A 22,551-nucleotide genomic window follows, 5' to 3' on the forward strand; every position below is an offset into this window, starting at 1 on the left:
CTCCCTCGGGGGCCGGGCGCCTGTTCGGCGTGGGGGCGGGGTTCGCCGTAACCTGGCACACGTCGTCGGCGACGTCCGCGACGCAGTCGGGCGGGCACCGGCGCTCTCCCACCCCGTCGCCCCGAGGAGGCCACGTGCCCGAGCCCGTCACCGCTGCCCCCGTACCGGCAGCCGCCGCCCCCTTGCCGCACGTCGTGGTGGTCGGCGCCGGGTTCGCCGGGCTCGCCGTCGTCAAGGGGCTCGCGAAGGCGCCCGTGCGCGTGACGCTCGTGGACCGTCGCGTCTACAACACGTTCCAGCCGCTGCTCTACCAGGTCGCGACGGGCGGCCTGAACCCGGGCGACGTCACCTACTTCCTGCGCGGGCTGCGGCTCAAGCAGAAGAACGTGCGGGTCGTGCACGAGCACCTCGTCGGCATCGACCACGAGGCGCGCCGCATCCGCCTCCTCAACGACGAGTGGGTCGACTACGACTACCTCGTCGTCGCCAACGGCGTCACGGCCAACTTCTTCGGCACCCCCGGTGCCAAGGAGAACTCGTTCCCCATGTACTCGCGGTCCCAGGCCATGAAGATCCGGGACACGCTCTTCATCCGCCTCGAGAAGGCGGCGGCGAACCCCGGCAAGGACGAGGGCCTGCGGGTCGTCGTCGTCGGCGGCGGCGCGACGGGCGTCGAGGTCGCCGGGGCGCTCGCGGAGCTCCGCACCGCGGGCCTGCGACCCGCATACCCGGAGATCCACGGCGACGCGTTCGAGGTGAAGATCGTCCAGCGCGGCGGCGAGGTGCTCAAGTCGTTCCACCCGAGGCTGCGCCGGTACGCGGCGGAGGAGCTGCGCCGCCGCGGCGTCGGCCTGCACCTGGGCGCCGGGGTCGCCGAGGTGCTGCCCGACGCCGTCGTCCTCACCGACGGCACGCGCATCCGCTCCGACCTCACGGTGTGGTCGGCGGGCGTCCACCCGCACGAGGAGGTCGACGACTGGGGACTGCCGCGCGGCGAGGGCGGGCGCGTCGTCGTCGGCGACGACCTCCAGGTCGAGGGCCTGCCGGGCGTGTTCGCGGCGGGCGACATCGCGATCTCGCCCGCCGGGCTGCCGCAGCTCGCGCAGCCCGCGATCCAGGCGGGCGAGCAGGTCGCGCGCAACATCGAGGCGCTGCTCGCCGGGCGCCCGACGACGTCCCTGCGGTACTTCGACAAGGGCACCATGGCGGTCATCGGCCGACGCGCGGCCATCGCCGAGGTCGTCGGGAGGCTGCGGCTCACGCGCGGCGTCGCGTGGCTCGCGTGGCTGTTCGTCCACATCATGGGCCTCATCGGGCCGCGCAACCGCCTGACGACGCTCGCGGGCCTGGTCACGCGCTACGGCTTCCCGTTCCACCGGCGGCCGATCCCGATCGTCGGCGACGTGCCGACCGTGCGCCCGCCGAAGCGCACCGGCCCCGGGCGCCCCTGAGACGACGACAGCGCCCCGCGCCGGGCGACGGCTCGCTCGCGAGGTCTCCGGTCGCGTGCCGGCTCTCGGGCCGCGCACCGTGCGCCCGTCGCGTACCCTCGAGTGCGCAAGCAGTTTCAGGGGGCAACCGGGGGCAGTGTGGTGGTAGCACGTATCCCGGCTCCGTCGTCGACGACGGGCCGGACGCACAGCAGGAAGCACGACGACGGCACGCGCGACGGCGCGCGGCCGCGGGCCGTGCGAGCACCGCGACGCGCACGAGCGGTCGTGCTCGCCGTCGTGGCCGTGACCGCGCTCGCCGGGTGCCGCGTGGACGGGCTGCCGGGGAACCCGTCGCCGTCGCCCACGTCGCAGCCGACGACGACCCCCACCTCCGAGCCGACCGTCGAGCCGACGCCGGACCCGACCGAAGAGCCGACCGGCGGTCCCGGCGGCCCGGGCATGTCGGACGGCGTCGAGGTCTCGGTCGAGATCGAGCCGGCGTTCTCCATGCCCAACCTCGTCGAGACGCGGCTCAAGCAGGCGCGCGCCGACCTGGAGAAGCGCGGCGCGGTGACGGTCGTCGTCGTGGACGCGCGCGACGCGCGGGCCGGCGCCCTGCCCGGTGCGGCCAACGGCTGGACCGTGTGCGCGCAGGACCCGGCGGGCGGGGACCTCGTCCGCGCGTCGCAGACCGTGACGCTCGACGCCGCACCGAACGCGAAGCAGTGCCCGTGACGCGCTCCTGACCGGCCTCGGGTGGCGGCGCGGACGGCGGCGGAGGACGGTGGACTCTCACCCTCCACAGACAGGAGTCCGCCGCATGAAGATCGCCCTCGTCGGTGCCCACGGCAAGGTGGGCCGGCTGCTCGTCCCGATCCTCGTCGACCACGACGCGACCGTCACGGGGATCGTGCGCGCCGAGGAACAGCTCCCGCTCGTCCGCCGGCTGGGCGGCGAGCCGCTCCTGCTCGACGTCGAGCACGCCTCGACCGAGGAGATCGCCGCCGCGCTCGACGGGTTCGACGCCGTCGTGTGGTCGGCAGGTGCCGGCGGCGGGAGCCCGGAACGGACGTACGCCGTCGACCGCGACGCCGCCGGCCGCACCATGGACGCCGCCGCCACGGCCGGGGTGCCGCGCTACGTCATGGTGTCGTGGATCGGGTCGGTGCCCGACCACGGCGTCGACCCGGACTCGAGCTTCTTCGCCTACGCCGACGCGAAGCTCGCCGCCGACGACCACCTGCGCGCCACCGACCTCGACTGGACCGTCCTCGGCCCGGGCACGCTCACCGACGACGACCCGACCGGGGCGATCCGCGTCGTCGGCGACGGCCCGGACGGCCTCGACGGCGCGGACGACGTGCCCGACGGCGCGGCCTCGCGCGTCTCGCGCGCGGACGTCGCGATGGTGGTCGCCCAGGCGCTGCGCACGCCGTCGACCGTCGGGCGCTTCATCCGCTTCACCGCGGGCGACACCCCGGTCCTCGAGGCGCTCGACCGATAGCCGTCAGCGCCCGAGGCGCCGGCCCACCCGCTCGCGCAGGTCGAGCGCCGCACGGCGCCACGTCGCCGCACGCGCCACGACCGACCCGATGCTCGTCTCCTCGGCCTTCACGTGCACGACGTCGACCCCGCGCTCCGCGGCCGTCCGGACGATCGTGTCCGTCGCGCCGCGCAGCGCGAGCTGGAGCAGGACCGACGTCGTGCTCGCCTGCGCCTCGCCCGTCCCGAACCGCCGCCGGTAGACGACCTCGGTGACCACGCGGTCGAACATCCGGTCCGGTGGCGCGTCCGCGTCGGCCACGTCCGAGCCGCCGGACGCGCCGACGAGCGCGTGCGCGTCGGCGAGGACGTCCTCACCGTCCGCGTCCGGCGGCAGCACGGCGAGGTAGAGCGAGAGCAGGAGCTCGCTGATCTTGCCCAGCACCCACGCGCGGCCGGGCAGCGGGGGCAGCGCCACGACGTACTGCGCGAGGTTCACCTCCAGCGCCTCGGCCGACAGGCACGTCCACGCGGGCGCCGTGCGGACCTCGACCACGCGGTCCCAGTCGACGTCCTTGCCGTCGAGGCCCACGCGTTCGGGGCCGACCGTCACGGCACCGAACCGGTCGAGCAGCGCGAGCGGCGCCGTCGCGAACCGTGGCACGTACGGGACGAGCCGCACGACCCCCTGGACCGACACGTCCCACTCGCGCTCGAGCGGGTACGACGGGCGAGGGTAGGCGGCGATCGCGCGCCGCACCCACTCCGCGACGACCTCGTCGAACCCGCCGTCGTCCGCGGCGGCGTCGAGCGGGCCACCGTCGGCGCCGTCGGCCACGGCAGCGTCGTCCGCGAGCGCCTCGACGAGCGCGTCCTCCAGCGCGGCGTCGAGAACCGGTTCGGAGACCGCCTCGGGCGCCGGGTCGCCGTCGTCGCGCCGCGCACGACGGCCGGGGAGCGCGCCGGGCAGCGAGAACGAGGGTCGCGGGAGCGTGGGTCGCGGGAGCGTGGGTCGCGGCAGCGCCGGGACGCGCAGGAGGCGTCTCTCGCCGAGCAGCCGCGCGAGCGTGCCGCGGTCGTCGCCCGACGTCGTGCCGGGCAGGTCGGGACCCTCTCCCGGCTCGTCGTCCGTCGTCGTGAGGAACGGTTCCTTCGCCACGTGACCCCCCTGTCCGTCGCGCCACCGACGGCGCACCGCGGGCCAGCGTAGACCGGGCGGGGCCGCCCTCCGTCGAGGACGGCCCCACCCGTCAGGTCGACCCGGCTGCGTCAGCCGCAGTCGATCGCGTCGTACGACACGTCGTACCGCTGGTACACCGGGTCGCCGCCGCGCCACTGGTAGGCCGCGACCGTCGCGGTGCCCGCCGCGACGGACGACGCGCGCGTGCTGAACGACTGGTACGCGTTCTTGTCCGGAGCGAGGGCGCTGAACTTCTTCTCGCCGAACGGCGTGATGAGCCGGACGTCCGCGAGGGCGTCCTCCCCGTTGGCGCCACGCACGGCCACGTACGCCGTGCCGTCGAGGCACCGCGCCTCGGCCTCGACGGCGTCGATGCGCGGGTTGCCGACGCCGTTGATCGCGAACGTGTCCTCCGACAGCGCCGCCACCGCGTGCCCGATCGCGCGCGACATGATGTCGAGCGCGGTCGCGTCGACGTTGTCGATCGTGTCGGCGGGCGAGTGGTAGTTCGGGTCGTAGAAGATGCCCTCGGTGCCGCCGAACATCGCGACCTCCTCGGCCGTCTTCGAGCCGTCGGCGCCGGTGAACAGGCCCGACGCCGGGACGCCGTTCTCGATGAACGCCTGGTAGTCGGAGCGACCGGAGAACTCGGTGTCGACCCACGGCTGGTCGATGCCGTCGAAGTAGTCGGTGAAGACAGCCTCCGTCTCGGCCGAGCCCGGCGGGACCTCGACCGGGGCGGGGTACGTCGACTCGTTCGCGTCGTACACGCCGATGATGTAGTTCGGCGAGCCGACCATGTCGAAGTTGAGGTACGTCGCGATGTCGTCGAGCGCCGCAGGGTCGTTCGCGGCGAGGTCGCTCACGTAGTGGGTCGAGCCGCGCAGGCCGACCTCCTCGGCGCCCCACCACGCGAACCGGACCGCGTTCTCGACGTCCTGGCCGCCGTCGGTCGCGGCCGCGAGCTGGACCGCGACCTCGAGGATCGCGGCGGAGCCGGAGCCGTTGTCGTTGATGCCCGGGCCGTCCTCGACGCCGTCGAGGTGCGCGCCGACCATGACGACGTTGTGGTCGCGCCCGCCCGACGTCTGGGCGAGCACGTTGAACGTCTCGAACTCCTCGACGTGGGTCTGCAGGTCGTAGGTCGCGACCGGCTCCGCGCCGCCCGCGATCGCGGCGAGGATCTCCTGGCCCGCGGCCTGCGTGATGCCGACCGTCGGGACCCACGCGTCGTTCTCGGCGCCGAGCGTCGGGCTCAGTGCCCCGTCGGTGTTGTTGTACAGGATCACGGCCGCCGCGCCGGCCTGCGCCGCGTAGAGCGCCTTGTCGGCGAACGGGCACGAGCCGCGACTGATCAGCGCGACCGCGCCGCTCACGGCGACCCCGTCCCACGTGTCCGCGGTGCAGCCCTGGACGAGCGCGTCGGCGGGCTGCACGATCGGGCCGGTGACGCCGTCGTCCGGGGTGTCGGGGGCGAACTCGGCCGGGTAGACGTCCGACGTCACCTCGACGCCCGCCGCCGTGAGGGACAGCTCGTCGATCTCGAGGTCCTCGAAGGTGAAGTACTGGCGCTCGGGCTCGTAGCCCGCGGCCCGCAAGGCGTCCTCGACGTAGACGGCGCTCGCCTCGTAGCCGGGCGTCTCCAGCGCGCGGTTGCCGCCGTTGGCGTCCGCGATGTCCTGGAAGTCCTGGAGCCGCTGCATGACCGCGTCGCCGGTGACGAGGTCCTCGAGCGGGGGCGGGCCGGCGGCGGCCCGCAGGCTGCCGGCGGCCGTGCCGGACGCGGCGCCGAGAGGCTCGGCGCCGACGGGAACTGCGGTCAGCGCCGCGAGCACGAGGCCCGCTACCGCTGCGGACGGGACGATCGTTCGTGGTCTCACGCATCCTCCTCGACAGTGGCCCCCGCGGACCACCCCCGGTCGTGTCGGGGTGCGGCCGAGTCGCACACGAGACGCGACGCTGCGGAGGCTCGTGTGCTCGCGAGCGTATGCCTCCCGGGCCGTGCGCGGAACCCCCGGGCGGCAGGAGCGTGAGGAGTTCACACGACCGTAACGGCCGTGGTGAACGCCGTGGCGACGGGGTGGGACGTGGGCGACGTCGGGCAGACTGTGCGCGTGCCCGGATTCGCCGTCGTCGACCTCGAGACCACGGGGTTCTCCCCCCGCCTCGGCGACCGCGTCGCCGAGGTCGCGGTCGTCCTCGTGGACGCCGCCGGTCGCGTCGAGGACGAGTGGTCCACCCTGGTCAACCCCGAGCGCGACCTCGGGCCGCAGCACGTGCACGGCATCGCCGCGGCGGACGTCGCGCTCGCCCCGACGTTCGACCGCGTCGCGCCCGCGCTCCTGCGCCTGCTCGCCGGGCGCGTGCTCGTGGCCCACAACGCGGCGTTCGACACGCGCTTCCTGCGCGCCGAGATCGGGCGTGCCGGGATCGCCGCGGCCATCGACCCCGTCGCGTGCCTGTGCACGCAGCAGCTCGCGAGCCGTTATCTCACGGGCTCGCGGGCGCTGGCCGCGTGCTGCGCGGCCGTGGGGGTCGTGCACGACGGCGTCCACTCCGCCCTGGGCGACGCGCGCGCCACGGCGGGGCTGCTCGGGTACTACCTCGACGTCGCGGCCGACGACGAGTGCTGGGCCATCGCACGGGCCGCGGCCGACGGCGTGCGCTGGTCGCTGCCCGCCGTCCTGCCCGGCGCGGAGCCGGTGCTGCGCGGCGCGAGCCGCGCCCGCGGGCACTGGCTCGCGGCGCTCGCCGACGCGCCTGCGGCTCCGGACGCGCCCGGCGCCCCGGGAACGGACCCGCGGCGCGACGTGAGCACGTACCTGCGCCTGCTCGACGAGGCGCTCCTCGACCGCTACGTCTCGCACGCCGAGCGGGCCGCGCTGCTCGCGGAGGCCCGGCACGCCGGGCTCGACCGCGCGACGGTCGAGGCCCTGCACCGCGACTACCTGGCCACGCTGGCCCGGGCCGAGCTCGACGCGCTCGACGGGACGACCGCCACGGGCGACCGGGACGAGGGCGCCGCGCTGCGCGACGACCCGGCGCTGCACGAGGTCGCCGGACAGCTCGGCCTCGACGCCGACGACGTCGTGGGCGCCGTCGAGGCGGCGCTCGGGACGCGCCTGGTCGAGACGGTCGCGGGCGCTGATGGAGCGGTCCCGCTCCGGCCCGCGTTCGTGCTGGCCGCGGACGACGAGGTCGTGCTGACCGGCTCGATGTCGCGGACGCGCGAGGCCTGGGAGCGCGACGTCCGCGCCGCGGGCCTCTCCCCCTGGCCGTACGTCACGCGCCGCACGCGGCTCCTCGTCGCCGCCGACCCCGACTCCCTCTCGACGAAGGCCCGCACCGCGCGCCGCTACGGCGTCCCGGTCGTCACCGAGGCGGCGTTCGCGCGCCTGCTGGCCGCGCACGAGGGCGCGAGCGGGCGCACGCCCGAGACCGGGGTGCGACGCTGGGCGTCATGAGCACGCGCAGCATGACGGGCGCCGCGGCCGGGGAGCCCGGCGACGACGCGGTCGACGTCGACGCGCTCGTCGACGACCTCTTCGCCCTGCCGCTCGAGCAGTTCGTCGTCGCGCGCACGGCCGCCGCCAAGCGGATCAAGGCGTCGGGCGACGCGGTCGGTGCGGAGCGCGTCGGCCGGCTCACGAAGCCGACGGTGGCGGCATGGGTCGTGAACCAGGTGGCGCGCGAGCGGCCGGACGACGTCGCCGCGCTCGTGAGCCTCGGGGACGAGCTGCGCGACGCGACGGCCGACCGCGACCGCACGCGCCTGCGCACGCTCGACCGCCTGCGGCGCGAGCGGGTGGAGCGCGTCGTCGGGGAGGTGCGCGACGCGGGCGAGATCGCGGGCCGTGCGGTGTCCGGGACGGCGCTCGACCGCCTCGCGGAAACCCTCACGGCGGCGGTCATGGACCCGGACGCGGGCGCGCTCGTCCGGGCGGGCCGGTTGTCGCAGGCGCTCCAGCACGTCGGGTTCGGGATCGTCGACGAGGGCGGCGAGCCGGCCGACGTCGTCGAGCTGCGCGCGCGCACGGGCGCAGTCACGGACGACGGCGGGACGACCGGCGGTGCGGAGCCCCCGGAGGATGCCGAGGAGGACGCCCAGGAGGCTGCCGAGCGCGAGGTCGAGGAGAGCGCGGCCGAGGTCGACCGGCTGGAGGCCGAGCGCGACGACGCCGACGCCCGCGCGCGCGAGGCGGGGGACGCCGTCGGGCAGGTGGAGGACGAGCTCGCGCGCGTCGAGGACGAGCTCGCACGGATCGCCGACGAGCGCGAGGCGCTGCGCGCCCGCCTGAGCGACGCGCGGGACGCGGAGTCCGCCGCGCGGGAGGCTCTCGACGCGGTCGACGAGCGGCTGGACGCCGCCGAGGAGCGCGCCGCGTCCGCGCGCAAGGCCCGCCGGGCGGCGCGCCGCGGCTGAGCCCGTTCGTCGTGCGCGAACTCGGGACTGAGCGGGGCACGCTCAAGGTTGCACAGGTCAGACGCCACGGCCCCCGTGGCACGACCGACCTGGAGGACCACCATGATCAGCACCTACACCGTGGCGCCGTTCCGTCCGCTCCCCACCGAGCGGCTCGTGCGCCAGCTCTGGACGCGCCCGTCCGGCGCGGGCGTCGCCCCGACGGGCTTCGCGCCCGCCGCCGACGTGTACCGCGAGGGAGACGACCTCGTCGCCCGCTTCGACCTGCCGGGCGTCGACCCGGAGCGCGACGTCACCGTCGAGCTCGAGGGTCGCCGGCTCGTCGTCCGCGGCGAGCGGCGTGACCAGCGCGTCGTCGAGGCTCCGGTGGCCCGGCCGTCGGACGAGGAGTCCGACGACGCCGAGCAGGCCGAGGCGAGCACCGACGAGGCGGCCGAGGTCGCCCCGGCCGGGCGCCGCGTCCGCGAGGTCCGGTTCGGCGAGTTCCGCCGCACCGTCACCCTGCCGAAGACGGCGGAGGCCGACGCCGTCCGCGCGTCCTACGACGCGGGCGTGCTCACCGTGACCGTCGCCGGCGTGTTCGCCGGCCGCGCTCCTCAGCGCATCGAGGTCACCCGCGCGGCCTGACGCCGCACCGCCGGCGCGACGCCCGGCGTCGCGCCGGCCCTCCTACCCGGCCGCGCACGCCCCTGCGCGGTCGGACGGCGGGGCCGGCACCCTCGTGGTGCCGGCCCCGTCCGACCTCTGGATGGGGACCTCTCCCCCTGTCCGGTGGCCGACGGGAGCCGCGCGTTCGGCTAACCTCCGTGCCATGACGAGCCTCCGGAGACCGCGCTCGACCCTGCCTCGCACGCGGTGGTCGACGCTGCGACGCCGCGCCCTCGTCGGCGCCCTCGGCCTCACCGCCGCCCTCATCCTGGGCGCGTGCACGGGAGAGGCCGAGGACGGGCCCACTCCGGTCGTGGTGGGTGCCGCCGAGTACGAGCCGATCCTCGAGACGCGCCTGCCGGTCCCGGGGTCGGCGGAGGACGAGGTCACGCTCGGCCTCGTGTCCCTCGTCGCGGACGGCTCGACGGTGGAGCTCCGCGTGCTCATGACCCCGCACTTCACGGGCGACGACTCCGCCGAGACGTACTCGGTGTACGACATGCTCGGCAAGGACCACAACCCGCGGATCGTCGACGTCGGTGCGCTGACGCAGTACGACGTCGTCTCCGCGTCCGGGCAGAAGCTCTCGACGGACCCCGTCACCGCGGACACCGTCAACGGCAGGCCGCTGCTCTACCAGGCATGGTTCCCCCGGCCGGAGGGAGAGCCCCGCACCGTGGACGTCCGTCTCCACGACGCCTGGCCCGCCTTCGAGGACGTGCCCGTGACCTGGGAGGGCGAGGAGTGAGGCGCCGTCACGCGACGGTGGCCGGTGCCCTGGCGGTCGCGCTCGTGCTGGGCCTGCTGTCCGGCACCCCGGCCGCGGCGAGCGAGGACGAGCAGGGCTTCGACCCGGGCGTCGACCCGCTCACCCTCGACGACCTCGGCGGCGCGCCCGCCCGGGAGGACCTCGACCGTGCGACGACCCGGTTCGACCCGGGGGTCGCGACGACGTTCGAGCTTGCCGGTGCCGTCACGTCGCTCGAGTACGTCGAGGTCGAGGCGGACGAGGTCGTCGTCACGCTCGAGACCGACGTCCTGTTCGACGTCGGCTCGGCCGAGCTCTCCCAGGCCGCCGTCGAGCGCGTGCAGGAGATCGCCGCCGAGCTGCCCGACGGTGTGACGGCGAGCGTCGCCGGGCACACCGACTCGGTGGGCGAGGAGGCGGACAACATGGACCTCTCGCAGCGGCGCGCGCAGGCCGTCGTCGACGCTGCCGCGACGGTACGACCCGACGTCACGTTCGAGGCGCAGGGGTACGGGGAGACGCGCCTCAAGGTCGAGGAGGGCGGTGACGACGTCGCGGACGACCGTGCCCGGAACCGCCGTGTCGAGCTCCGCTACTCCGGGACGACCCCGGGCGAGCGCGGCCTCGAGGTCGAGGAGCACGAGCTCGATCCCGTCACCGCGGAGCTCGTGCCGGGCGACCGCCCGCGCGTGGAGCCCGTGACGGACACCGAGCCCGTCGTCGAGAAGACGGTCGTCGTCCCGAACGAGGACGGCCGCCAGGAGGAGGTCCGCGTCGGCATCGAGCCGATCGTGGTCCGCGGATCTCTCATGCGCCTGCGCCTCCAGCTCACGCCGCTCGGCCCCGTGGACGGTGACGAGGAACGCATCAGCGTCTACGCCATGACGGGTGCAGGAGAGCTGCACCCGTCGGCCGTCGACCCCCGCGCGCTGGTCTCGTACGCACCGGTCCGCGGCAGCGGGGCACGCGAGCTCGAGACCGAGCCGCTGTTCGCGCGGACGAGCGTCGGACGCACGGTGGGCTACGAGGTGTACCTGCCGCGCCCGCTCGACGCGTCGCTCGAGTCGCTGTACGTGAACGTCGTCCCGACGTGGCCGACGTTCGAGGACGTCCCGATCCGCTGGGACTGACGTCCCTTTCACCCCGTCAGGCCCTCCCCGAGGCGGCTGACACCACGTTAGCGTTCACGTCACGCCCCCCGGGGCTTCGGTCGTGCCCGTCGACGTCGACGCGGTGACCGCGAGACGAGGACGACGCATGGCCCTGAGATTCAACGCCCCTCCCGGCTGGCCCGTGGCCCCCGGAGACTGGCGCCCCGAGCCGGGCTGGGCCCCGGACCCTGCCTGGCCGTCCGCGCCGGAGGGATGGACGTTCTGGGTCGAGGAGACCGCCGCGCCGCCGGCCGGGGCCACGCGGCCTCGACGCGGGCGCCGGGCAGCCCTGCTGACCGCGGCGGGCGTCGCCCTGTTCGTCGTCGGGCTCCTGGTCGGGCAGGGCAGCTCCGGCCGGGCGCTGGACGAGGCGAGGACCCTCGTCGCGCAGGCGGCCGACGAGCAGGACGAGGTCGAGGGCGAGCGTGCCGAGCTGGACGCCGAGCGGACCGCGCTCGAGGAGCAGACCGCCGCCGCGCAGGCGACCCAGGCCGAGCTGGACGAGCGGGCGACGGCGCTCCAGTCGTCGGAGGCCGAGGTCACGGCGCGCGAGGGCGCGGTCGCGACCGTCGAGGCCGAGCTGGCGACCCGGGTGACCGACGTCGAGGGTCGTGAGGCCGCTGTCGCCCAGGCGGAGGCGACCGCCGCGGCGGCCCGCTCGGCCCAGCAGACCCGTCCCAGCGCACCTGCGGGCGTCGCCGACACCGGCGGCAGCACGTCCACGTACTACCAGAACTGCGACGCGGTGCGGGCCGCCGGCGCGGCCCCGCTGCTCCGCGGCGAGCCGGGCTACGCCCCCAAGCTCGACCGCGACGACGACGGCGTGGCCTGCGAGTAGGTGGTCAGCCCTCGGCCGCGCCCGCGCGGCCGAGGAACGACCGCAGGGCCTCGGTGACGAGCGCGTGGTCGTCGCCCTGGGCGAGCCCGGACACGGTGACGACGCCGACGATCCCGACGCCCTCCACGCGGACGGGGAACGCGCCGCCGTGCGCGGCGTACTCCTGGAGCGGGAGGTCGTGCTTCTCGTTGAACGACGTCCCCGTCGCCCGGGCCCGCAGGCCCACGAGGTACGACGACGCCCCGAACCGCTCGACGACCCGCACCTTGCGCTCGAGCCAGGTGTCGTTGTCGGGTGTCGTGCCCGCGCGTGCGGCGTGGAACACCTGCTGCGGCCCCTTGCGGACGTCGATCGTCACGGGCAGGTCGCGCTCGTCGGCGAGCTCGACGAGGAGGCAGCCGAGCCGCCACGCGTCGTCGTGCGTGAACGTGCGGAGCACGAGGTCGCGCTCGTCCGCCTCGACGGAGGCGACGAGGGCGGCGAGGTCGTCGGGCGTCGTCATGCGGTCATCGTGGCACGATCGCGACGTGACGACGACGCCCGTTCCCCGCCCGGCACCCCTCGACCCGCTCGACCACGGCCTGCTCGACCGCGCGTCGGGCGTGCTGCTCGCGCAGGCGGCGGGCGACGCGCTCGGTGTGCCGTACGAGTTCGCGCAGCCGCCCGGGCCCGGGCACCGGGACGAGGTCGCGGTCATGCGCGGGGGCGGGCTCGGACCGTACGCGCCGGGCGAGTGGAGCGACGACACGCAGATGTCGGTGTGCGTCGCGCGCGTGACGGCGGCGCACGACGTCCTCTCCCCCGTGCCCGACGCGTTCGGGGCGACGCCGCTCGACGACGTCGCCGCCGCGTTCGAGGCGTGGCGCACCGGGGGCGCGTCCGACGTCGGGACGCAGACGGCCGCGGTCCTGCGCGACGCCGCCGCCCGCCGGGGTCCCGCCGCCGCACGGCTGCGCGAGGCGTCCGCGGCGCTGCACGCGGCGACCGGCCGCACGGCGGGGAACGGCGCGCTGATGCGGACGGGCGTCGTCGGGCTCGTCGCGCTCGGCGACCGGGACGCGACCGCCCGCGCGGCGCGCGCCGTAGCGTCCCTCACGCACACCGACCCGCTCGCCGCCGAGTCGTGCGTGCTGTGGTCCGAGGCGGTGCGCGTCGCGGTGACGGAGCAGCGGCTCGACGTGCGGGCCGGCCTCGACCTGCTCGACCCGGAGGCCGCGGCGCGCTGGTCGGCGTGGGTCGCGGACGCGGAGTCCGCCCGGCCCGAGGCCGACCTCCGGCAGAACGGTTTCACGGTGACCGCGCTCCAGGCGGCGTGGCGCGCGATCGCGACGACGTCCCCGCCCGAGCGCTCGCGGTTCGCGGGCCGGGACCACCTGGCGGCGGCGCTCCAGGCCGCGGTCGCCGTCGGCGGCGACACCGACACCGTCGCAGCGATCGCCGGGAGCCTGCTCGGCGCGCGCTACGGCGCCCGCGCGGTGCCCGACGAGTGGGCGACCGCCGTCCACGGCTGGCCCGGGATCGACCGCCGCGTGCTCACGGCGCTGGCGCGCCGCACCGCCCAGGACGGCCTCGTGCGCTCCGAGGCGCTCGTCCTGCCCGACGGCGACGCGCGCCCCGTGCAGCACTGCCCGCTGTGCGGGACGCTGCTCCGCGAGAACCCGCGCTACCCGCGGCACGTGTGCGGGTGGTGCGCGCAGGACGTCACCGACGAGGAGGGCCGTCCCGTCGTGCTGGCGAACGCGACCATCACGGGCGGGTACACCGCGCAGCGCCCGGACGGATCGCCCGCGTCGGCCGACGTGCTCGCGGGGAGGGTCTGGATCGACGGCGTCGCGCTCCGCGCGCAGGAGGCGCGGTTCGGCGGGGTCGTCGTGCAGCCGCTCGACGACCCCGCCTGAGCCGGCAGCGCGTTCGCGCCACCGGAAGGACGAGCGGCCTCAGCCGCAGGAGACCGCCAGGAAGGCGACGTCCTGGGCGGAGGAGGCGCCGCCGTCGGGCAGGGTGCCCGTGACGGTGACGGACCCGGCGTCGGCCGCGACCGCCCGCGTCGAGAACGACTGGTACGCGGCCTTGCCGGGCGCGACCGCCGCGACCGTGCGCGTGCCGAACGGCGTCGCGAAGGTGACGTCGGCCGGGAAGTCACCGGTGTTCGTCGCGCGGACCGCGACGTACGCCGTGCCCGCGAGGCAGCGGGCGCTGGTCTCGACGGCGAGCGCGGGGCCCGCCTCGTCCTCGCGCTGGAGCGTCACCCGGTCGACCACGCGCTGCGACCCGGTCGCGTACGTGGTGACGGTGAGCGACGTGGGCGTGACGTCGAGGTCGGAGTAGCTGGCCTCGCGCGACTGCTCCCAGCGCGCCGTCCACGGCTTGGCGCCGTCGAAGTCGTAGAACTTCGAGCCCGACGACGAGTTGCCCGTGAGGTAGAGGACCTGGTCCTCCTCCGGGGTGAGCACGTCGCCCTCGGCCGGCGCCGCGGCCGGGACGACCGGCGTCGCGCCCTCCATGAGGTACGAGCGGGTGTAGATGTGGTCGTGGCCCGCGAGGACGAGGTCGACGCCGAGGTCGCTGAAGACGGGCGAGAGCGCCTCGCGCATGCGCACCACGTCCGTGTCGCGCGAGTGGAACGCCTGGCTGTAGAGCGAGTGGTGGAACGTCACGACGACCCAGTCGTACTCGTCGCCGTGCGTGCCGACCACGTCGCGCAGGAACGCCTCGTGCCCCGCGATCTGCGTCGCGGACGAGTCGTTCGAGTCGATCGCGACGACGAGCACGTTGTTGTACGCGTACCAGTAGTCGCGGCGCTGCTCGGCCGAGAGGTTCGGCATCGCGTAGTGCTGGTCGAAGAGCGCCGACGCGGTGTCGTGGTTGCCGTCCTGGACGGCGAAGCGCAGCTCGCGCATCTGGCGCGGCGCGAGGAAGCCCGCGTACTGCTGGCTGCTGCCCGCGTTCTCCACCTGGTCGCCCGCGGAGATGAGGAACGCCGTGTCCGGGTGTCGCTCGGTCATGGTGTCGAGGTTGGCGGCCCAGCGTGCCGCGTCGTTCGCGGCGTTGCCGCTCGCACCGATCTGCGCGTCGCCGACGAACAGCGCGGAGAACTCGTCCCCGAACGTCCCCGTCGTGAACGTCGACGGCGCGGACCAGCCGGTCGCCGCGCTGCCCACGCGGTACGCGTACGCCGCGTCCTCCTCGAGCCCGGTGATCGTGGCGTGGTGGTACGTCGCGCCGTCCGCGGCCGCGCCGTTCCGGGACGACGACGTCGCCGCCGTCCGCCAGTCGACCTCGCCGCCCGTCTCGTCGACCCGGGCCCACTGGACCTCGCCCGCGCCGGGCAGCGTCGAGAACCACGCGACGTTGGCCTGCGTCTCGTCCGCGCCGACGTTCAGGGCGACGTCGCGCACCTCGCCGTGCGTCGGGACGAGCGACCGCACGTCGAGGTAGATGTCCGAGCTCGTCGGCGCGTCCTGGTAGAGCGCGACGGAGATCGTGTTCTCGCCGGGCTCGAACGCGTCGGCCGGGACGACGAACGTGCCCGTCACCGGGTCCGTACGGCCGTTGCCGTGGTACTGGAGGTTCTCCGTGATCTTCCGGTCGTCGTCACCCAGGCGCACGACCTCCTCGCCGTTCACGTAGACGATCGCCGCGTCGTCGTAGACGATCTCGCCCTCGAACGCCGGGACGCCGTCGAGGTCCGCCGCGGTGAGCTCCACGTCGGTGCGGAAGAAGAACGTGGGGACGTCCGTCGTCGTGCCCTCGATGTACTGGGTGAGGAGCGTGGTGATCGGGAAGGCGGCGCCGATGCCCGTCGCGGCGCCGCGCTTCGCGCCGAACGCGCCCGTCGCGGACTTCCACGCGGAGTCGTCGAACGCGGTCGTCGTCCACACGCGCTGGTCCGCGGCGGATCCAGCCGGGTTCGTGCTGTCGTCGAGGTAGCGCCAGGTCGTGCCGGACGTCGAGAGCAGGGACTCGTCGGCGGCGGCCGTCGAGGTCGCGGTCGCGGCGACGAGCGCCGCGCCGACGAGCGAGACGGCGAGCGCCGACGCCGCCGCGCGCGCGAGCGCGCCGGGCGGCCGGGAGGCGTGCGGGTTCATGGGTTCCTTCGCAGGTCAGGGGTCCGCGCGGCGACGACCGTCGGACCACCGTGGCGGCGTCGGACCCGTGGTGGGAAGCGCTGTCACCGTAGGCAGCGGGGATGGCGGCCGTGCGTCGTCGGGATGAACGCGCGGCGGCGGCCGGATGGCCGTCCTCCGCCCGGCTCGGCAGACGCAGGACGCCGCGCCCCCCGGAGGGGACGCGGCGTCGAGGCCTGCGACGAGGAGAAGGCGGCTCAGGCGCCCCGGCGCCGCCGGAGGACGAGGACGCCCGTGCCGAGCGCGACGAGCAGGAGCGCGGCGATCGCGACACCGGCGGCCTGCACGCCGGTCGTCGCGAGACCACCCGTGCCACCGTCGGCCGGTGCTCCCGGCGCGTCGGGCGTGCCCGGCACGTCGGGCGTCGTGGGCACGGTCGGGTCCGTGGGCACGGTCGGAGTCGTCGGAGTCGTCGGAGTCGGCGCGGGCGTGGGCTCGAGCGGCCGGTCGGCCGTGTTGGTCAGCGTCACGGCGACGTCCGCGGCGACCTCCAGCCGCACCGTCCCGTCGTCGCCCGGCTCGACCGCGCCCCCGTCGACCTGCCAGGTCGGCTCGCCCCACTCCACACCCTCGACCGCGGGGAAGCCGGGCTCCCCGAGCACGACCTCCGCCCCGACGGGAAGGTCGTCGAGCGTCGCCGAGCCGCCCACCGGGACCGTCAGCTCGCCGGCCGCCCCGTCGACGGCGTACGCGACGGTGAACGCGGTGCCCGCGGGGACGGCCGACGCGGCGTCGCCCACCACCCGCTTGGTCACGGTGAGGCTGCCGCTCTCGGCGGGCACGGTGCCGCACGGGATCGACCCGGCGAACAGGTAGGCGTGCGCCTCCCCGCCGAGCAGGGTGAGGTCGCGTGCCACGACCTGCCCGTCGAGCGGGGACGCCTCGACGGTGAGGTCGGCGGTCGGCGCGTACACCGACCCGTCCAGGCGCGCCCCGCCGGCACCGAGCGTGACCGGGCCGTCGAGCCGCGACAGGTCCCACATCACGAACGAGGCCGCCTTGCCGGCCTCGCCGAACACGGAGCCCTGGAGGTCGGTCGTCCCGGCCGGGACGGAGACGATCAGCGGGGCGTTCGCCGACGGGAGCACGCCGTCGGCGAACTGCACGGTGTACGCGTCCGCGATCGCCGCGTAGTCGACGACGTTCGGCCGCCCGGCCTCGAGCGCGGAGAGGACGACGCGGTCGCCGACGTCCTCCGTCACGGAGAGCACGTGCGCTGCACCGCTCGGCACGAGGTCGGCGAGGCACCGGCGGACCTCGGCGGCCCCCGTGGCACCCGTCTCGACGTACGCCGCCACGGAGCCGCGCTCCGTCGCCACCGTCGCGGCGCCGTCGGGCCACTTCTGGTTCGTGGCGTCGACGGCGGGCGAGTCGTCGAGCGACGTGCGGTACCGCACCCAGTCGGCGCGCTGGTACGTGCCGAACGCCGGGTCGTCACCCACGACCTTGAGGTAGCCCTGGAGCGCTGCACCCCGGTCCGCGGGCGCACCGCCGTTCGTGATCTGGACCGTCCCCGACGTCGGTGCGTAGCCGCCCACGAGGAGACGGGTGGGGTCGCCGTCGACGGTGGGGATCGTGTAGTCGGCAGTCCCGGCCGCCTGGTGGAGGATCGCGTACATGCCCCCGTCGGCACGGACGGACAGCTCGCCGCCGACCGCGACCGAGCCCTCCGTCTCGTGGTTGCCGAGGTGGGCGTCCTCGCGGGCGTAGACGCTGAACCCCCCGGCCAGGTCGAACGGGTTCACCGGTGCGTCGGCGGCGACGGCGCCCGACGCGGGCAGCACGAGCGCGGCGCCGGCCAGCGCGACGACGGCTGCGGCAGCGGTGCGGCGCCGGCCGGAACGAGTGGTTGACTGCGGCAACAGACGTGAGGGCAGCATCGAGCGGACAGCTCCATCGGGTGGGGTAGGGGTCGGTCCCGACGGACCGGGACCGGCCCGTCCCTCTCACCGTAGGCCGGACTGGACGAGCGTCCAGAACGCGTAGCGGGTGAAGTCGTGCCGGTGTGATCGACCCCACCTCAGCGTGCGCACGAGCGGCCGGACCTGTCGGTCATGTCGGGCTGCCGACCATCCCCGAGAGGCTGCGCGTGCGCACGGCCCCAGGTCAGGAGATGACGAGGCTCGCGATCAGCCCGTCGCGCAGGCGGACGGTGAACGTGCCCGGCCCGTTGTACCCGTCCCCCGAGACCGTGAGGTCGAGCAGCACCTCGTCGGGTGCGGCCCCCGGCCGCAGCCCGGAGACGTCGAAGTGCGAGCGCTTGCCGATGTTGTCCGTCCGGTCCCAGCTCGCGAGCTCGGCGCGGCCGCGGAAGCGGCGGCCCCCGTCGTCGAGGACGGCGTCCTCGGTGAACGCGGTCAGGAACCGGGCGGTGTCGCCTGCGTTCGTCGCCTCGACGAGGGTCCGCACCGCGGCCGGAAGGTCGTGCGTCACGTCGCTCATCCCCTCACTGTGCTCCCCTCGGTGCCCGACGACGACCCGGACGTGGTGCGACGCGGCGTCCGCGAGCCCGTGCCCGAGCCGGCCGAAGAGCGCGACGCTCGCCGTCCCGGGCCAGTCTGCGGGCAGCGCGGCTGACGGCAGCCCGGGGTCGGCGTACGGGATCGGCCGCCAGTCGTCCACGGCCCGCACCCACCGCGCGAACGCGTCGCGCGGCTCGTCCGCTCGCGCGGACGGGGCGCCGTCGGCCCCCGCGTCGTCGTGCCGGGCGAGGAACGCGCGGTGCAGCGCCGCGACCCGGTCGAGGTCCCACCACCGCGCCGCCGCGTCCGCGAACGACCCCGCGACGCGCGGCGGCCCCGCGAGGAACACCGTCGCGGCGTCCCGGACGTCCAGCGCCACGAGGATCTCCTCGACCTCGTCCACGAGGTGACCGGGCGTGATCCACAGCCCGTCCGCGACGCTCCCGGCGCCGATCCACGCGAGGTGACGGCGCAGCTGGTGCCGCGCGTCGCGCCGCTCCTCGGGCAACGAGTACGACACGAGGCACCACGGGTCGTCGTCGCCCTGCTGCCGGTAGCCGAAGATGCGCCGGTCGCCGCGCGCGAGCATCGGCCCGGCGTCGGGCGCGAGCCGGTAGCCGGCGCGGCCGTCGTCGAGCGTCTCGGGGACGAGCAGGCCCTTGGTCTTGACGCGCGAGACCGCGCTGCGCGCCCCCGCGGGCGGGACGCCGAGCGCGCCGAGCAGCACGACCAGGTCCGCCACCGCGACCGCACCCCCCAGGTCCCGGACGTACAGCCCGACGACGGTGCGCAGCAACGACGTCGTGCTCCCGGGCCGGGAGTCGAGGTCGTCGAGGATCACGCGGACCGGGCCGCGCCGGGCGCGGTCGTGCGGTCGAGGACCTCGGCCAGGGCGTCGCGCACCGCCTCGACGCCGACGCGCACCTCGTCGAAGCTCGTCGAGAGCGGGGACAGGCCGAGGCGCAGGCCGTTCGGGCGGCGGAAGTCGGGGATCACGCCGCGCTCCCACAGGAGCGGGAGCGTCGCCTCGAACGCGTCGTGGTCGACGGTCACGTGGCTCCCCCGACGCTCGGGGTCCCGCGGCGACGCGTACCGGGCGCCGAGCGGGAGCAGCAGGTCGTCCACGAGGGCCGTCGCGTGCTCGGTGAGCGCGACGGACTTCGCGCGGACCGCCGGCATCCCGGCCGCGTCGACGAGGTCGAGCATGTCCTGCATCGCGAGCATCCCGACGATCGCGGGTGTCCCCGAGAGGAAGCGCCGGACGCCGTCGTGCGGCGCGTACGCGGGGCCCATCTCGAACGGCGCCGCGCTCCCCATCCAGCCCTGGATCGGCTGGGTGAGCGCGCCCTGCAGGTCGGCGCGCACGTAGCCGAACGCGGGCGCACCGGGACCCCCGTTGAGGTACTTGTAGGTGCAGCCCGCCGCGAGGTCGACGCCCCACGCGTCGAGCTCGACCGGGACGGCACCCGCGGAGTGGCACAGGTCCCACAGGACGAGCGCCCCGGCGTCGTGCGCGAGCGCCGTGATCGCGGCGGTGTCGCTCACGTACCCCGACCGGTACGCGACGTGGCTCAGCAGCACGAGCGCGGTGCGGTCGGAGAGGACCTCCCCCACCTGCGCCGGGGTCACGCCGCCGTCGTGCTCGGGCGTTATCCACCGCAGCGTCGCGCCGTGCTCGCGCGCGACGCCCTCCAGCACGTACCGGTCCGTCGGGAAGTTCCCGGCGTCGAGCACGATCTCGTCGCGGCCCGCGACCTGCGGCGCCGAGAGCGCGGCGCGCACGAGCTTGTAGAGGATCACCGTCGTCGAGTCCCCGACGAACGTCTGGCCGGCCGCCGCGCCGAGCGTCACCGCGCCGATCCGGTCGCCCAGCGTCAGCGGCAGCTCGTACCACTCCTCGTCCCAGCCGCGGATGAGCCGCGCGCCCCAGACGTCGGTCGCGAACCGCGCGAGCCGCTCGGCCGACGCGCGCGTCGGCCGGCCGAGCGAGTTCCCGTCGAGGTAGGCGGTGACCTCCTCGGAGTCGACGAACGCGTCACGGAACCGCGCGAGCGGGTCCGCCGCGTCGAGCGCGGCCGACCGCGCGGCGTGGTCGGTGCGGGCGGTCGTGGCGTCGGTCGTGTCGGTCATCGCCGGTCCTCCGGGGTGCGGGGTGCGCGCGGCGCACCGTGGGGCTCGGGTCGCGCCACGACGACGGCGCGCGCGAACCACGCGGCCACGTCGTCGGGGTCGTCGAGGTCGGGCGGGTCGCCGGGGACCCAGGTCGCGGCGCCGCCGGGGTCGGGCACGGCGCCGTCGTGGGCGATCGCGCCGAGGAGCGCGTGCGGATCGAGGCCGGCCTCCGCGAGCGCCCGCAGCTCGCGAGCGTTGACGCCGGGCGGGAGCGGACCGTTGCCGAGGTCGGTGCCGTAGACGGCCGACCCGCCGAGCGCGACGAACCGTCGGACGTTGTCGATCGCGACGTCCTGCTCGGCCGTCGGGCTCCCCCACCCGTGCACGTCGAGCGTGCTCACCCAGCTCACCCGGCTCACCCTCGCCCCGCCGAGCACGAGGTCACGGTCGCCATCCGGCTCATCTCGCCCGTAACCCCGTGCTCGACCGGGTGGAAGGGCGTGCTCGGCGGGGCGGGCGCGGGCCATCGCCGCCAGGAGGTTCTCGGGCAGGCGCTCGCTGTACGGGGCGTGCGCCAGCCGGTCGACGCCCGCCTCGAACGCGCGGGCCGCCATCCCGCGCCCCTCCACGTGCGCGACGACGTCCCGGCCCCGCGCGTGGGCGTGGCCGACGAGCGCGGCGAGCGTGGCGTCGTCGGGCACGGGGCCGGCGTCGGCGTGCAGGGCGACCTTGAGGAACGACGCGCCCGCGGCGACCTGGCGGTCGACGGCGGCGACCGCCGCCTCGGGCGAGCCGACCTCCTCGACGGACCCGGCAGGTGCCCACGACCGGTCCGCCGGGTAGCCGCCGGGGGCGGTGAGGAACGCGCCCGCGAACGCGACCGCCGGGAAGCCGGGACGCCCGGGCCACGTGCGCGCGGCGTCGGGTACCCACCCGAGGTCGTGCACGACCGCGATCCCGCCGCGTCGCACCGCGACGGGGTCGACGAGGCCGAGGTGCACGTGCGCGTCCGCGAGCGGCGGGAGCCAGGTGCCGCCGTCGCCCGCCCGGCCGAGGCTCACGACCGCCCGATCTCGGTGCGGACGGCGAACAGCTCGGGGAAGAACGTGAGGTCGAGGGCGCGCTGGAGGAAGCCGACGCCGCTCGACCCGCCCGTTCCGCGCTTGGTCCCGATGATGCGCAGCACCGTCTTCATGTGGCGGAACCGCCAGAGCTGGAAGTTGTCCTCGAGGTCGACGAGCTCCTCGCACGTCTCGTACGCGGACCAGTACGTCTCCGGGTCGTCGTAGATGCGCCGGAAGACCTCGACCAGGTCGTCGTCGAGCGTGTGCGCGACGGTGACGTCGCGGTCCAGGACCCGCTGCGGGACGTCGTGGCCGTGCCGCGCGAGGTGGCGCAGGAACTCGTCGTAGACGCTCGGCTCGGCGAGCAGGCGGGCGAGCTCGGCGCGCGCGTCGGGCTCGGCGTCGAACACGTCGAGCATGCGCGCGTTCTTGTTCCCCAGCAGGAACTCCACCGCGCGGTACTGCCACGACTGGAAGCCGGACGCGTGCCCGAGGAACCCACGGAACTGCGCGTACTCGCTCGGCGTGAGCGTCGCGAGGACGGACCACTGCTCCGTGAGCGTGCGCTGCACGTGCTTCACGCGTGCGATGCGCTTGAGCGCGGCGCCCAGCTCGTCGGCGGCGAGCAGGTCGCGCGCGGAGAGCAGCTCGTGCAGCACGAGCTTGAGCCAGAGCTCCGTCGTCTGGTGCTGCACGATGAACAGCATCTCGTCGTGGTGCTCCGGGTCGCTCACGGGCTCCTGCGCGGCGAGCAGCGTGTCGAGGTGCAGGTACGACCCGTACGTCATCTGCTCGCGCAGGTCCGTGACGATGTCGGACTCGAGCGCGCGCTCGTTCGGCGCGGGCAGCGGTGCGTCGGCCATCCGTCGAGCGTATGTCACGA

Annotated in this window: 19 protein-coding genes; 10 read left to right on the forward strand and 9 right to left on the reverse strand. The window is 75.5% G+C overall.

The window, feature by feature from the left end; translation table 11 throughout:
• Positions 1 to 134: 134 nt before the first annotated feature.
• The 3 genes from ABIE39_RS07245 (at position 135) to ABIE39_RS07255 (ending at position 2,937) form a co-directional block, all read left to right on the forward strand.
• Positions 135 to 1,451, forward strand: coding sequence for an NAD(P)/FAD-dependent oxidoreductase (locus ABIE39_RS07245; protein WP_354051073.1), 1,317 nt, complete (start codon positions 135 to 137; stop codon positions 1,449 to 1,451).
• A 267-nt stretch (positions 1,452 to 1,718) separates the two neighbouring features.
• Positions 1,719 to 2,168: a PASTA domain-containing protein gene (locus ABIE39_RS07250; RefSeq protein ID WP_354051075.1), complete on the forward strand. Its 450-nt coding sequence runs from the start codon at positions 1,719 to 1,721 to the stop codon at positions 2,166 to 2,168.
• 85 nt (positions 2,169 to 2,253) lie between these two features.
• A complete protein-coding gene (locus ABIE39_RS07255) occupies positions 2,254 to 2,937 on the forward strand; it encodes an SDR family oxidoreductase (RefSeq protein WP_209828810.1) in 684 nt (227 codons plus the stop codon).
• 3 nt (positions 2,938 to 2,940) lie between these two features.
• On the opposite strand, the gene ABIE39_RS07260 is transcribed toward ABIE39_RS07255, so the two are convergent.
• Positions 2,941 to 4,074 (reverse strand): hypothetical protein, encoded by a 1,134-nt coding sequence (locus ABIE39_RS07260; RefSeq protein WP_354051077.1) that lies wholly within the window; start codon positions 4,072 to 4,074, stop codon positions 2,941 to 2,943.
• Positions 4,075 to 4,184: 110 nt separating this feature from the next.
• A complete protein-coding gene (locus ABIE39_RS07265) occupies positions 4,185 to 5,975 on the reverse strand; it encodes a M28 family peptidase (RefSeq protein ID WP_354051079.1) in 1,791 nt (596 codons plus the stop codon).
• 234 nt (positions 5,976 to 6,209) lie between these two features.
• Here ABIE39_RS07265 and ABIE39_RS07270 point away from each other — a divergent pair, with 234 nt between their 5' ends.
• The 6 genes from ABIE39_RS07270 to ABIE39_RS07295 all read left to right on the forward strand — a co-directional run bounded on the left by ABIE39_RS07270 (position 6,210) and on the right by ABIE39_RS07295 (position 11,903).
• Positions 6,210 to 7,559, forward strand: a complete 1,350-nt coding sequence (locus ABIE39_RS07270) for an exonuclease domain-containing protein (RefSeq protein WP_354051081.1) — start codon at positions 6,210 to 6,212, stop codon at positions 7,557 to 7,559.
• Entirely contained in the window at positions 7,556 to 8,518 is a 963-nt protein-coding gene (locus ABIE39_RS07275) for a hypothetical protein (RefSeq protein ID WP_354051082.1), read from the forward strand. The genes ABIE39_RS07270 and ABIE39_RS07275 overlap by 4 nt, the downstream gene beginning before the upstream one ends.
• Positions 8,519 to 8,620: 102 nt before the next feature.
• Positions 8,621 to 9,145 carry an Hsp20/alpha crystallin family protein gene (locus ABIE39_RS07280; protein ID WP_354051084.1) on the forward strand — a complete coding sequence of 175 codons (525 nt, stop codon included), beginning with the start codon at positions 8,621 to 8,623 and terminating at the stop codon, positions 9,143 to 9,145.
• Positions 9,146 to 9,329: 184 nt separating this feature from the next.
• Positions 9,330 to 9,914, forward strand: a complete 585-nt coding sequence (locus ABIE39_RS07285; RefSeq protein WP_354051085.1) for a hypothetical protein — start codon at positions 9,330 to 9,332, stop codon at positions 9,912 to 9,914.
• Between the two features lie 17 nt (positions 9,915 to 9,931).
• Positions 9,932 to 11,044, forward strand: coding sequence for an OmpA family protein (locus ABIE39_RS07290; RefSeq protein ID WP_354051087.1), 1,113 nt, complete (start codon positions 9,932 to 9,934; stop codon positions 11,042 to 11,044).
• A gap of 127 nt (positions 11,045 to 11,171) precedes the next feature.
• Complete coding sequence (locus ABIE39_RS07295; RefSeq protein ID WP_255437405.1) at positions 11,172 to 11,903, forward strand: excalibur calcium-binding domain-containing protein; 732 nt, start codon at positions 11,172 to 11,174, stop codon at positions 11,901 to 11,903.
• A gap of 4 nt (positions 11,904 to 11,907) precedes the next feature.
• Here the strand turns inward: ABIE39_RS07295 and ABIE39_RS07300 are convergent, their stop codons facing one another.
• Positions 11,908 to 12,405: a heme-degrading domain-containing protein gene (locus tag ABIE39_RS07300; RefSeq protein ID WP_354051089.1), complete on the reverse strand. Its 498-nt coding sequence runs from the start codon at positions 12,403 to 12,405 to the stop codon at positions 11,908 to 11,910.
• Positions 12,406 to 12,430: 25 nt separating this feature from the next.
• On the opposite strand from ABIE39_RS07300, the gene ABIE39_RS07305 reads away from it, so the two are divergent.
• Positions 12,431 to 13,801, forward strand: a complete 1,371-nt coding sequence (locus tag ABIE39_RS07305; RefSeq protein WP_354051091.1) for an ADP-ribosylglycohydrolase family protein — start codon at positions 12,431 to 12,433, stop codon at positions 13,799 to 13,801.
• A 39-nt stretch (positions 13,802 to 13,840) separates the two neighbouring features.
• Here ABIE39_RS07305 and ABIE39_RS07310 read toward each other — a convergent pair whose 3' ends face one another.
• The 6 genes from ABIE39_RS07310 to ABIE39_RS07335 all read right to left on the reverse strand — a co-directional run bounded on the left by ABIE39_RS07310 (position 13,841) and on the right by ABIE39_RS07335 (position 22,531).
• Positions 13,841 to 15,991: a fibronectin type III domain-containing protein gene (locus ABIE39_RS07310; protein WP_354051092.1), complete on the reverse strand. Its 2,151-nt coding sequence runs from the start codon at positions 15,989 to 15,991 to the stop codon at positions 13,841 to 13,843.
• 236 nt (positions 15,992 to 16,227) lie between these two features.
• Positions 16,228 to 17,892, reverse strand: coding sequence for a collagen-binding domain-containing protein (locus tag ABIE39_RS07315; RefSeq protein WP_354051094.1), 1,665 nt, complete (start codon positions 17,890 to 17,892; stop codon positions 16,228 to 16,230).
• Between the two features lie 244 nt (positions 17,893 to 18,136).
• The gene (locus ABIE39_RS07320) at positions 18,137 to 19,333 is read right to left on the reverse strand and encodes a PaaX family transcriptional regulator C-terminal domain-containing protein (RefSeq protein WP_354051096.1); all 1,197 of its coding nucleotides are present in this window, start codon (positions 19,331 to 19,333) and stop codon (positions 18,137 to 18,139) included.
• Entirely contained in the window at positions 19,330 to 20,622 is a 1,293-nt protein-coding gene (locus tag ABIE39_RS07325) for a kynureninase (protein WP_354051098.1), read from the reverse strand. Before ABIE39_RS07325 ends, ABIE39_RS07320 begins: the two co-directional genes overlap by 4 nt.
• The gene (locus ABIE39_RS07330) at positions 20,619 to 21,665 is read right to left on the reverse strand and encodes an amidohydrolase family protein (protein ID WP_354051100.1); all 1,047 of its coding nucleotides are present in this window, start codon (positions 21,663 to 21,665) and stop codon (positions 20,619 to 20,621) included. Before ABIE39_RS07330 ends, ABIE39_RS07325 begins: the two co-directional genes overlap by 4 nt.
• A complete protein-coding gene (locus ABIE39_RS07335; RefSeq protein ID WP_061267853.1) occupies positions 21,662 to 22,531 on the reverse strand; it encodes a tryptophan 2,3-dioxygenase in 870 nt (289 codons plus the stop codon). Before ABIE39_RS07335 ends, ABIE39_RS07330 begins: the two co-directional genes overlap by 4 nt.
• Between the last annotated feature and the right edge of the window lie 20 nt (positions 22,532 to 22,551).

It is taken from the genome of Cellulosimicrobium sp. 4261 (assembly GCF_040546915.1).
Taxonomy (GTDB): domain Bacteria; phylum Actinomycetota; class Actinomycetes; order Actinomycetales; family Cellulomonadaceae; genus Cellulosimicrobium; species Cellulosimicrobium cinnabarinum.

What these genes read in the sequence shown, in the direction of transcription:
- ABIE39_RS07275 (WP_354051082.1), top strand. Translation starts at nt 7,556, where the DNA reads ATGAGCACGCGCAGCATGACGGGCGCCGCGGCCGGGGAGCCCGGCGAC.
- ABIE39_RS07325 (WP_354051098.1), bottom strand. Translation starts at nt 20,622, where the DNA reads ATGACCGACACGACCGACGCCACGACCGCCCGCACCGACCACGCCGCG.
- ABIE39_RS07280 (WP_354051084.1), top strand. Translation starts at nt 8,621, where the DNA reads ATGATCAGCACCTACACCGTGGCGCCGTTCCGTCCGCTCCCCACCGAG.
- ABIE39_RS07285 (WP_354051085.1), top strand. Translation starts at nt 9,330, where the DNA reads ATGACGAGCCTCCGGAGACCGCGCTCGACCCTGCCTCGCACGCGGTGG.
- ABIE39_RS07310 (WP_354051092.1), bottom strand. Translation starts at nt 15,991, where the DNA reads ATGAACCCGCACGCCTCCCGGCCGCCCGGCGCGCTCGCGCGCGCGGCG.
- ABIE39_RS07295 (WP_255437405.1), top strand. Translation starts at nt 11,172, where the DNA reads ATGGCCCTGAGATTCAACGCCCCTCCCGGCTGGCCCGTGGCCCCCGGA.
- ABIE39_RS07335 (WP_061267853.1), bottom strand. Translation starts at nt 22,531, where the DNA reads ATGGCCGACGCACCGCTGCCCGCGCCGAACGAGCGCGCGCTCGAGTCC.
- ABIE39_RS07255 (WP_209828810.1), top strand. Translation starts at nt 2,254, where the DNA reads ATGAAGATCGCCCTCGTCGGTGCCCACGGCAAGGTGGGCCGGCTGCTC.
- ABIE39_RS07300 (WP_354051089.1), bottom strand. Translation starts at nt 12,405, where the DNA reads ATGACGACGCCCGACGACCTCGCCGCCCTCGTCGCCTCCGTCGAGGCG.